Here is an 11,706-nt window from a genome sequence, read left to right as displayed (position 1 = left end):
AACTGGCTCACTGGTACAATCAATGGACCAGCAGCACCTGTTCGGGAGCAGAAGGCTTCGCACTGTTAAAACATGCTTACCATGTCGCGACAGGGAGGGAACAACCGGATGAAATCTGGGCAGTGGGTGAAACCTTTCGGCAGCTCTATTCCGCACTCGTACGCAGAATCAGTCACGGCGGCTTATCTGTTTCCAGCTGGCATGAGTTTTCAGAATGTGCAGTCGAAATGGAACGGCTCGCGTTCGGGCCTCCTGCGGAGAATGTCGGGCGGATGCTGGCGCTGATCGAAGCGGGTCTGATCAATCTGGATTTTCTGAAAGGTAGCGTGGTCCAGAAGGAGCATACGCTTAAACTGACACAGCAGGGCAGGGCGATTGACGTGGATCGACTCGTGCATGCTGTGATTCCTCACTCTCAACAGTTCGCGAAGGATTCGATCCTTTCGAAAATCATTTCTGCCGGATGGGCACGCTGTATCCAGGGAGCAGGGGGCATCGAAGTCAATCGATCTGGTCGTCCTGTTGCAGTCACTGGGGAGATCATGCGCGGACTGGCCGTCATCGGCCGGGCTACGGAAGGCTGTGTTCTGGGGAACGACACCCTGACGCGACTGTTACATAAGCATCCCGATCAGTGGGCTCGTTCTGTCTGTCGTCGCATTCAGCAAAGGTGAGGTCGCATGGAGTCTGTCAGATCTGATCAGTCCTCAAAAAATTCGAGTCTCGTATTGGAAGACACGCAGGCGATGCTGCGGGAATACTGCCAGGGGCTTGTTCCGCTACCCGCCAGACTGGAAACCTGGATGTTGTCGTTGTGCAGCAGTCCGGTCCTGCCTGAAATGGTGCACGAGTACGGTTCCCCGCTGAATGTACTCTCTCTTCAGCCGTTCCAGAAGAATTTAAACCTGCTGCGGGAGACAGCCCAGGCATTTGGTCTGGATTTCGAAGTCTATTTTGCCCGCAAAGCGAATAAATGCCTGACGTTCGTGGAAGCGGCCAGTCAGCAGGGCTGTGGGATCGATACCGCCAGTACGAATGAAATCAGACAGTCGCTTGACCTGGGAGTTCCCGCTGAAAAAATCATTTGCACAGCGGCTGTTAAAAGTGAGGAATTGTTGCATTTGTGTATCAATGCGGGGATTACGATTGCCATTGATAACACGGATGAGCTGTTACTCACAGAACGTCTGGCGCGGGAAGCGAAACGCACGACGAAGATCGCATTAAGGATCAGCGGGTTTGCTTATGAGGGCAAAAAGCTGAACTCGCGGTTTGGGTTCGATATTGCAGAAGTCCCTTCTGTGGTTCAACGTTTCTGGTCGCAGGAAACTGAAACGGTAAGTACTCTGTCGATTACGGGACTGCATTTTCATCTGGATGGGTACAGCCGACACCAGCGGATTGCGGCGATTCGACAACTGCTGCCTTACATTGATGATTTGCGGTCGCAGCAGCATCCGGTTGTGTTTCTGGACATGGGAGGTGGCTTTCCCATGAGTTATCTCGACTCGAAAGCTGCCTGGGAGCGTTTCTGGCGAGAACACCGTCAGGCTCTGCTGGGAAATCGAAATCCGCTGACCTGGGAGAATCATGGCCTGGGCCTGATTGCAGATGAGGGCAGACTGCTGGGTAAGCCTAAGTGTTATCCCTATTACCAATCGCCAGTTCAGCAGGACTGGTTACAGGATCTGTTGCAGGCAGACTGCGAAGACACAACCATTGCCAAAGCACTCTGCCGCCGCAAGCTTCAACTGCGGTGTGAACCTGGACGAAGTGTCTTAGATGGTTGTGGCCTGACCGCGGCACGAGTAGAATTTCGTAAGCAGCGCAGCGATGGCAGCTGGTTCATCGGGCTTTCCATGAATCGCACGCAGTGCCGTACCAACAGCGATGATTTTCTGGTAGATCCTTTGTTGATTCCGGTAGATAAAGAGAAGACTGTGTCGGAGACAGCACCAGCGATGGAAGGTTACCTGGTGGGTGCGTACTGTAATGAATCGGAATTCTTAAGCCTGAGGCGTTTGCAGTTTCCACAGGGGGTGTCGATTGGCGATCTGGTTGTGTTTCCAAATACAGCCGGTTATTTCATGCATTTTCTGGAGAGCCGATCACATCAGTTTCCACTTGCCAGAAACGTGTTTTTTGATCCGGAAACGGAACAGGTCGACCTTGATCCGATAGATCAGGAGATTTGACGGGGTACACCAATTACAGTGAGGCTTTAAAAATCATGTTCTGATCTTCCTGAAGCGTATCACATTTAACCATAGTGTTTCTCAATCTATTATACTCGGTTCAAATGTCCCTGGAGACTCTACAGTAAAACTGGACACAGTCTTGATGAAAAGAATGGGTTATGACCACACAATTCGACATCCTGATTCTGGGATCGGGTCCCGCGGCGACCCGGATTGCTGAGCAGTGCGCAGAAAAATTCAAGGTCGCTGTCATTGATTCGCAGCAAATTGGAGGCACCTGTGCTTTGCACGGCTGCAATCCCAAGAAAGTACTGGTTCACGCCGCCGAGTTGGCTGACTGGACACGACGGTCGAAAGGGCAGTTAATTGCTGATGACAGCCAGGCCAGGATTGACTGGTCGCAGTTAATCGCTTTTAAAGAGACGTTCACAAAACCCGTTACGCCTCAAAAAACAAAAAAGTTTGAAAAGAAGAATATCAGCATCATCCAGGGCACTGCGCGCTTCACGGGTTTGCAGACTATCCAAGTCGATGACGCCGAACTGGAAGGGGAAAAAATTGTGATCTGCACCGGCGCCAGGCCGGCAACCCTCAATATTCCCGGAGAGGATTTGCTCACTCACAGCGATCAGTTTCTGCAGACGCCCCGGTTACCCGCAGAGATCCTCTTTATTGGCGGGGGTTATATCTCGTTCGAATTTGCCCATGTGGCTCAACGGGCAGGTGCAGCAGTCACGGTAATGGATCACAATAAACGACCACTGAGTGACTTTGAACCCTCCCTGGTCGACCGCCTTGTGAAATATTCGCGTGACCTGGGTATCAACATCATTCTGTCTGCAGATGTACTGTCCTTATACAAAAATAAGAACAGAAAACTGGAAGTGACTGTGAGGCAAAACTGGATGGAGAAAGAGTATTATACCGACATGGTCGTACATGGTGCCGGTCGCGTCCCGGCTACCGAGGGACTGGATCTGGAACGGGCGGCGATTGAATATGATGAAACGGGAATCAAGGTCAATCAATTTATGCAGAGCATTTCCAATCCGCATGTCTATGCCGCCGGTGATGTGGCTGGCACCGATCAACCCAAACTGACGCCAGTCGCCAATCAGCAGGGTTTTACCGTGGTGAAAAATATTATGGAGGGCAATCAGGCGACTCCCGATTATGGCGTAGTACCTCGCGTCCTGTTTACTGTACCTCAACTGGCATCAGTGGGGATGAACGAAGACCAGGCCAGCGAAGCGGGATACGATTTCGAGGTTCAGGACGGCGATATGAGCAGTTGGGGCTCGCTGCGAAAGGTGGGAGCCACCTGTGCGGCGTATAAAATCCTCATCGACAGGCAGACCGATCAGATCCTGGGAGCACATCTGCTTGCCCCTGATGCGGGGGAAACCATTAATCTGTTTGCGCTGGCTATGAAGTTCCGTCTGACCGCGACCGACGTTAAATCGGTGCTGTTTGCGTTTCCGACCTCTGCCTCTGGCATTCGCAATATGCTTTGAGAATCATTGCCCCGGATAATTCATATCGCAACGATTGGACATGAACACAGCGGGTTCTGCCTGCAAGCGTCCGACTGTCAAAAGCCAGTTCGTTCAGACCTGTTCAGTCAGTTGCTTTTCATGAGAATTCTGATAAGACCGTGAATCATGGGAACGAAATTCGCAATTACGGAACCAGGCGTGTAAATATCGTGCTGACATATTGATTCCTGTCCAGGAAAGCAATATTCTTGCGCACGTCCTGCAAATACATTAGGCACGCCTGTCTCTGCCTGACTCTTAAAAAAGTAATGATATCTATGCCAGAAGTTGAATGGGAACGTCTTGTCGCCGAATCGGAGCGTGAACCGGGTGCCAACTGGAAACGCTGGGGACCGTATCTGGCTGAGCGTCAGTGGGGAACCGTACGCGAGAGTACCGCCATCAGTGATCCCTGGCTGAATTTCACACACGAAGGAGCCACCTGGCGCACTTATCGCTGGGGGGAAGATGGTCTGCTGGGCATCTGCGACCGGCAGTGCCGACTCTGTTTCGGACTGACTTTCTGGAACGGTAAAGACCCGATTCTGAAAGAGCGGCTGTTTGGTCTCACCGGGCCGGAAGGCAACCATGGGGAAGACGTCAAAGAGGCCTATTATTACCTGGACTCGACTCCCTCGCATTCGTATCTGAAGGCGCTGTATAAATATCCGCAGTCCGAATTCCCGTATGCAAAGCTACGTGAAGAAAATGCGAAGCGTTCCCGAAAAGAGCCGGAGTATGAACTGACCAATACCGGTATCTTTGACGAAGGGCGTTACTTCGATATTGAGATGGAATACGCCAAGGCGGCTGACGAAGACATTCTGATCCGCGCCACCGTGTTTAATCGCGGGCCGGAAGATGCGCCGCTGCACGTACTGCCGACCTGGTGGTATCGCAATACCTGGAGCTGGGGTGATACGCTGGACCGCCCCCGGCAGAAGCCGAGCCTGGCGCAACTGGAAGACGATCGATTAGTCGCGAAACATGAATCACTGGGTGAGTTTCAGCTGATCGCTGATGTGGGTCCGGACGGCGCACTTCCGCAGTGGATGTTTACCGAGAATGAAACGAACACGTGGCGGTTCGATGATCCCCAGAGTAAACGTCCTTCCTGTAAAGATGCCTTTCATCTGGCAGTCGTGGAGGGAATCGAAGGCGTAGTCAATCCCCGTCCAAAGGGAACAAAATCAGCCGCCCATTATCAGTGTGTGGTTCCCGCGGGAGAATCTGTCGAGTTTCGCCTGCGCATGTCAGCAACACAGATATTACCGGTCGAAGCATTTGGCGCCGGGTTCGACGAGGTGTTCGCCCAGCGCATTGAAGAAGCGGATCGGTTTGCCAGTTCGCTGGTCTCGCCGGGCCTCTCGGATGACGAAGAGCAGATCCTGCGTCAGGCAAATGCAGGCCTGTTATGGACGAAACAGTTCTATCACTATGTGATTCCCCGCTGGTTGAAGAATCCACGCAAAGGGGAAGATGAGACCCCCTCGCCGGGGCTGCCGAATCCGCGCAATGCCGACTGGGGGCACTTGTACAATCGAAATATTATTTCGATGCCCGACAAGTGGGAATACCCCTGGTACGCCGCCTGGGATTCTGCCTTTCACCTGATTCCATTTGCGAAAATCGATCCCTTTTTCGCGAAAGAGCAGGCGATTCTGTTTCTACGTGAATGGTATATGCACCCCAACGGCCAGTTGCCTGCTTACGAGTGGAACTTCAGCGATGTGAATCCGCCCGTCCATGCCTGGGCCTGCTGGCGCGTGTACCAGATGACCGCGTCCAACGGTGACCGCGATCGCAACTTTCTGGAACGCGTTTTTCAGAAGCTGCTGCTGAATTTTACCTGGTGGGTGAACCGCAAAGACATTCGCGGCAAGCATGTTTTCAGCGGTGGTTTCCTCGGCCTGGATAACATTGGAATTTTCGATCGCTCCAAGCCATTGCCGACAGGCGGGCATCTCGAACAGGCTGATGGCACCGCCTGGATGGCCTTTTACTGTTCCAGCATGTTGTCGATTGCCTTCGAACTGGCAGATGGCAACCCCGCTTACGAAGACATGGCTTCAAAATTCTTCGAGCATTACGTGTCGATCGCCGAAGCGATGAACTCACTGGACGGAACCGGTCTGTGGGATGAAGAAGACGGTTTCTATTACGATCATCTGTACCTGGATGATCGCAGTATCCCGCTCAAAATCCGTTCGATCGTGGGATTGATTCCGCTGTTTACGGTCGACGTGCTGTTTGATGAGACGATTGACAAACTGCCCGGCTTTCGCAAGCGGATGGAGTGGTTCCTCAAGAGTCGACCCGATCTGACCCGCTTCATGACTTACATGGAGCGCGACCAGGAAACCGCGGACTGCGGACGCCGCCTGCTGGCGATTCCCACCCGCGAACGACTGCTGCGGATGTTACGCTACCTGCTGGACGAAGACGAGTTTTTATCCACCTTCGGAATCCGCTCACTTTCGAAATACCACGAAGAACATCCGTTCGAGTATGAATTGAACGGAGAGAAACTGTGTGTGCAGTATATGCCGGCGGAATCGGATAGTGGCCTGTTTGGCGGAAATTCCAACTGGCGGGGACCCATCTGGTTTCCGCTGAATTACCTGTTGATTGAAGCACTCGAGCGCTATCACCTGTTTTATGGTAAATCGCTACGGGTGGAATGCCCGACCCGCTCGGGGAATTACATGGATCTGCAGGAAGTTGCCGACGAAATCCGCAAGCGGCTTTCAAGACTGTTCCTCTCGCAGGATGACGGGGACCGCCCCAGTTATGCACGCACGAACGTCCTGTTGAATGATCCGCACTGGCGTGACCTGGTTCTGTTCTATGAGTATTTTGATGCGGAAACAGGCCGCGGCTTAGGCGCCAGCCACCAGACCGGCTGGACGGCACTCATCTCACCAATTCTGGGAACACTGGCCAGTCGCTGCCAACCGGGTGAGCAAAATAAAGAGTCTGCACCCGGAGCCATGCAGCCGGCAGATTCTGATTCGAACCCTTAGACTATGACAGTTTGACTGTGACATTTCCAGGTCTTCTCGAACGTGTTGACTCGCCTGAGAAACGCGATTCTCAAAATGCTGCGCGCTGGAAATATTCAGCATTGCACAATCGATTCTTCCCGAGATTCTTAACGATTTGTACATCAAAAAATTGACAAAGCTTTAGAACTACGTAAGAATACACATCCAGAGATTTTGATTCGTGCTGACAATAAAGACCAGCTCCTTTGGTGAAGACGAAGGAATTGAAAGCACGAGCCCGCTTGCGTGCACTCGTAACGAATCACTCTCTGCCTTCCTTCAGTTGACAATGTTGAGCTCGCCTGTTCCTGATTGCTTTCCTCTTCATTTTATAGCAGGGTTTCATGATGCAACGTCGTGGATTTACGCTGATCGAATTGTTGGTGGTCATTGCCATCATTGCTATTTTAATTGCTCTACTACTCCCCGCGGTCCAGCAGGCACGGGAAGCGGCTCGTCGCTCCAGTTGCAAAAATAATCTGAAACAGCTGGGTATCGCCTTGCACAACTACCACGAAGCCCATTCGGTCTTTCCCCCCGGCTGGGCGGTCCCGCAGTTCATGTCTGCGGGGGGCACACCGGTTCCCAGTAATGATCATCGCTATGTAGGCCATAACCCCGCCTGGGGATTATACCTGCTCCCGTATCTGGATCAGGCGCCGCTGTACAACCTGCAGAATTTTAACAACAGTGACTACCAGGGTTATGCACACGGAGGATCATTCGTTTCAGGCCATGGTCTGTTACAGGGCCCCAACAGTACCAACAAGCTTGGCGGTACATTATCGGTTTTCTCCTGTCCGTCTGACACACAATTTAATAAAGGCACAACGATTAACGGCTACGGCCGATCCAGCTATGTGAGCTGTCGCGGCAACATCAACAATTATGGACAGGCAACTTCCATGAACCCGATGCCCGGCGTGTTCTATACAAATTCCGCCACACGATTTCGCGATATCATTGATGGCACGAGTAATACCATCGCCCTGGGTGAAGTGAGTAATAATCAATACACCGAAGTGGACAGCAGCTCGATTTACGAAACAGGCGGCGCCTGGGGGGGAATCGGAATCCACAAACGTTACACCCTGATTTCACGCAATACAAATTCGACACGTCCCATCAATCGCAGTTCCCCCGATGATGACGGTATCTATCCGTTCGTGGTCGACAGCGATGGCTTTGGCAGCCTACATCCGGGCGGCGCTCATTTTACGCTCTGTGATGGCAGCGTGCGGTTCATCAGTGAAAACGTCAGCATCGCCATCTATGGGAATCTGGGTGACCGGGCAGACGGTAAAGTCCTGGGCGAATTCTAAGTAAACCGACGTCTTCCGTTTTTGTCTGCACACTGCTTCGTTTGTTTCTTATCTGGATTGAGGGGGAGATATCAGGATGAACCGCCTGTCGTTTGCTGTTTTGTTGAGTCTGTATTGCTGCCTGTCTGGTCTGTCCGGTTGTGGAAGCAGCAATGATGGTCCTGAACGCTATGATGTTTCAGGGTCCATCAACTATAAAGGGGAGCCGCTGGAAAGTGGACGTATCACGTTTGTGCCCGATGCCGAAAAAGGAAACGAAGGCCCCGTAGGCTATGCCATGATTAAAGGGGGTAAATACGACACCGGCGCTTCCGGCGGAAAGGGGACCGTCGCAGGTGCCATTCAGATCCTGATCACCGGTTATGATTTCACGGCCACTGGATCGAAAGAAATTCGCCCGCCACTGTTTGAAGATTACCAGGCAACGGCAGAGATCGACGCCGCACAGTCTGAGACCACGCTCGACTTCGATGTCCCGGCGACGGCCGCCAGCAAGAAACAGGCAGGCCGCTGACACGCAGAAGAAAAGTCTGGCGTGGCTGGAACAGCTCTGGTCGGCTGGTGAGCAACTTCGCTGCGATCTCATACAGCGCCAGGCAAAAGGAACGGGGGCCGCTTTGATTGCGCCATTGATTGATAACGGCAATCAGATTGAGTAGCCTTTAAAGTTGGTTCTGGTTTCTTATCAACCGTCTCCTGTAATCGATGGAATTTCCTATGCTGCGCAAATCCCGACTCCGGTCCCGTCATTTCTGTTGTCTTCTCACAGTCGTTGCAGCTGGTTTTGCTTCCAGTGTGGTGGATTCTGCAGAAAAATACACAGAGGATCCCGGCACGCAGGGCAATGGGAATCACGTGACGGGCCCCGATTACAAAATTGCTGCCGATCTGACTGATCAGGGCAATCCGAAAGGAAAACATTTCGAGTTCGAAATGCCACTGGCGAACAGTAAAATCTTTCCCGGCACGGATAAAACCCTCGATCCGAAAAAGCCAGTGCGGGAAACTCGCAAGATATTCGTGTATGTCCCCGCTGAATACAAAGATGGTACAAAGGCACCGATCCTGGTGATGCAGGACGGACCGAGCCGCATGGACCTGGTCTGTCATGCCCTGGACAACCTGACGATCTCGCAGGATCCCGCTCGCAGGCTGCCGGCGTTTATCGTCATCGGCGTCCAGAACGGCGGAAACGACGGCAAGGGGAGTGAGCGCGGTCTTGAGTACGATACGATGTCCGACCGCTATGCCCGCTTCATCAATGACGAAGTCCTGCCGGCCGTGCTGAATAATAAAGAGATCAAAGCGGCTTACCCCAATATTGCTTTTACCGACAATCCCTGGGGCCGGGCCACGATGGGCTGCAGTTCGGGCGGAGCGGCTGCGCTGACAATGGGCTGGTTCCGTCCGGATCTGTTCCGTCGCCTGATTACCTATTCCGGCACGTTCGTCGATCAGCAGGACGACGATGCCCCTGAAGAAGCAGAGTTCCCCCTGGGGGCCTGGGAATACCATTCCAGCATGAAGTTGATCGAAAACAGCGACAAGAAGCCGCTGCGAATCTTCACGCACGTCGCCGAAAACGACCTCCGTGCCAACGATCCTGAAGAAACTTATCACAACTGGGTGATGGCCAACAAGCGAACTGCCGATGCCCTCAAGGCCAAAGGCTACGACTACCGCTACGTCTTCAGCAAAGGTACCCGGCACTGCGACCGCAAAGTCTTCGAACAGACTTTAGCTGACACCCTGATCTGGACCTGGCGCGGCTGGCACGCTGAGTGATTTGACTGCGGACCATGAACCACACCGATCAATCAGCAGAGTAAGTGAATAGAAGGGGTTGGCCCGAATGTAATTCGTGCCGAGCGCAGCGAGTAGGAAACTGGCAGAGAAAACGGAAAATATTAAAGGGGTCAGGAACCGAAAATGGACTGGAACTGATGAATCGGGGTCTGACCCCTTAATCGCCTTCTGACCCCTTATCCGCCTTCCTATTCAAACAAAACCAAAAGCCAAAGTGCCTGCTTGCGACAGAGCATAGTCACTGCGAGCCCATGGTGATTAAATTGGATAAAGCGTGTTGCCATTGTAGCGGTTCGCTGTCAAGGTATTCGTAATATTCTCATCGGATAGAAAGAGCGGTGTGTATATGATTTTGAATCAAATCAAAACCAAACGTTTTCGTGTGGTCTGGATATTGTGTTCATTGATCACTTTGTATGCATTGGAAATAAGGCCGATCCTCTTTGGGGATACTCAATTGATGAGCGCCTTTGATGCTACTCGCCTGAGCCTGTTCTGGCATCTCAGTGCAGCGTGTTTGATTGGCCTTGTTCTCGCACTTGTTGCACTGATGGCAATCGAAACCAAACGTTTTCGCGTGGTTTGGCTATTGTGTTCATTGATCACCTTTTGCATTCTGTTGTTTTCCTACCAGATTAGTGCTTCGTTTCCATCGGAGTATGAAACTGTCGATGGCACATTGGGCCTTTACTATATCTGGTGCACATTGGGTGAATGGTATGAATTGGAATTCAGGTGTGTTCTCTATGGGGGTATTCCAATGCCGATCGCCTCTTGTGCTACTCGCCTGATGCTGTTCTGGCATGTCATTGCAGCATGTTTAGTTGGCCTTGTTTTCGCACCTGTTACGCTGATGGCAATCAAAACCAGGCGTTTTCGCGCGGTTTGGCTATTGTGTTCATTGATCACTTTTTGCATTCTGTGGTTTTCATACAATATTTATGGTTCGTTTCCTGTCGCTTGCTTTGTCGCTTGCTCATTGGGTAACTGGTATGAATTAGAAATCAGGCGTGTTCTCTTTGGGGAGACTCCAGTGTTTAGCACCTCTGATCATACTCTCCTGATCCTGTTTAAGCATGTCAGTGCATCGTGTTTAATTGGCCTTGTTCTCGCACTTGTTACGCTGAAGGCAATCAAACCTGCTGACAATGAAGAGGATTTAAAGGGATCAGGAACCGAAAATGAGACTGGAACTAATGAATCAGGGTCTGACACGTTAAAAACATCACAATAGAATTTCGAATCTTATGTTCTCGAATACAAACAAAAATTATTTGATTTATCTGCGAACGACCATAGGGCTTTTACTGCTCGGCTTTCTTCTGGGGTTGATTTGCGCTGGTGTGCAATTTGCCGGAGCCTTCTTGTTGTTTATGTGCTTTGCCCTGGCGACTTTCATTGTCTACAGCTTTGATTTAAGAGGAAAGCTGGTTGGTGTTGTGAGCATGGATGCTGGATTGATCGCAGGAGCCGCCGTTCGTGCCGCCTACTGGCGGTCACAACATGGATTCGATACTTTAGTAAATTGGAAACTGGGAGGTGAATTATTTATCGTTGCTCTACTGATTTCGGGAGCTATGAAAGGGGTTTTCTTTCTCATCGAATTGATCTGGCCACTTAATGAATCTTCAGAAACAACGCCTCTCAGCAATGAAGATCCGATAGAGAGGCATGAACCATGATGGAAATGTTGACATTTATTCCGGGAGTCATGATCTCACTTAATCTCTTCTTCACACGAGGTTTCTAGAAGCTGTCTCAAAAGGTCAAAAAAAGTGAACTGTTTGGCGTGACGTTTGCG

General features: G+C 51.5%; 9 protein-coding genes. All 9 read left to right on the top strand.

Annotated features, from left to right (window positions below; genetic code table 11):
• Positions 1-674: hypothetical protein (locus AACZ40_RS24535; protein ID WP_339676202.1), on the top strand; the 674-nt coding region annotated here is incomplete at its 5' end.
• Positions 675-680: 6 nt separating this feature from the next.
• Positions 681-2,195, top strand: a complete 1,515-nt coding sequence (locus tag AACZ40_RS24530; protein WP_291173077.1) for a Y4yA family PLP-dependent enzyme — start codon at positions 681-683, stop codon at positions 2,193-2,195.
• Positions 2,196-2,356: 161 nt separating this feature from the next.
• Positions 2,357-3,712: an NAD(P)/FAD-dependent oxidoreductase gene (locus tag AACZ40_RS24525; protein WP_291173079.1), complete on the top strand. Its 1,356-nt coding sequence runs from the start codon at positions 2,357-2,359 to the stop codon at positions 3,710-3,712.
• Between the two features lie 299 nt (positions 3,713-4,011).
• The gene (locus AACZ40_RS24520) at positions 4,012-6,756 is read left to right on the top strand and encodes a glucosidase (RefSeq protein WP_291173082.1); all 2,745 of its coding nucleotides are present in this window, start codon (positions 4,012-4,014) and stop codon (positions 6,754-6,756) included.
• A 365-nt stretch (positions 6,757-7,121) separates the two neighbouring features.
• Positions 7,122-8,099: a DUF1559 domain-containing protein gene (locus tag AACZ40_RS24515; RefSeq protein WP_291173085.1), complete on the top strand. Its 978-nt coding sequence runs from the start codon at positions 7,122-7,124 to the stop codon at positions 8,097-8,099.
• 76 nt (positions 8,100-8,175) lie between these two features.
• The gene (locus AACZ40_RS24510; protein ID WP_291173088.1) at positions 8,176-8,613 is read left to right on the top strand and encodes a hypothetical protein; all 438 of its coding nucleotides are present in this window, start codon (positions 8,176-8,178) and stop codon (positions 8,611-8,613) included.
• A 203-nt stretch (positions 8,614-8,816) separates the two neighbouring features.
• Positions 8,817-9,884, top strand: a complete 1,068-nt coding sequence (locus AACZ40_RS24505) for an alpha/beta hydrolase-fold protein (protein WP_291173090.1) — start codon at positions 8,817-8,819, stop codon at positions 9,882-9,884.
• Positions 9,885-10,251: 367 nt separating this feature from the next.
• Complete coding sequence (locus AACZ40_RS24500; protein ID WP_291173092.1) at positions 10,252-11,139, top strand: hypothetical protein; 888 nt, start codon at positions 10,252-10,254, stop codon at positions 11,137-11,139.
• A 13-nt stretch (positions 11,140-11,152) separates the two neighbouring features.
• Positions 11,153-11,587, top strand: coding sequence for a hypothetical protein (locus AACZ40_RS24495; protein ID WP_291173094.1), 435 nt, complete (start codon positions 11,153-11,155; stop codon positions 11,585-11,587).
• Positions 11,588-11,706 lie beyond the last annotated feature (119 nt).

It is taken from the genome of uncultured Gimesia sp. (assembly GCF_963972345.1).
Lineage (GTDB): Bacteria > Planctomycetota > Planctomycetia > Planctomycetales > Planctomycetaceae > Gimesia.
This window is presented reverse-complemented; position numbering and strand designations above follow the sequence as displayed.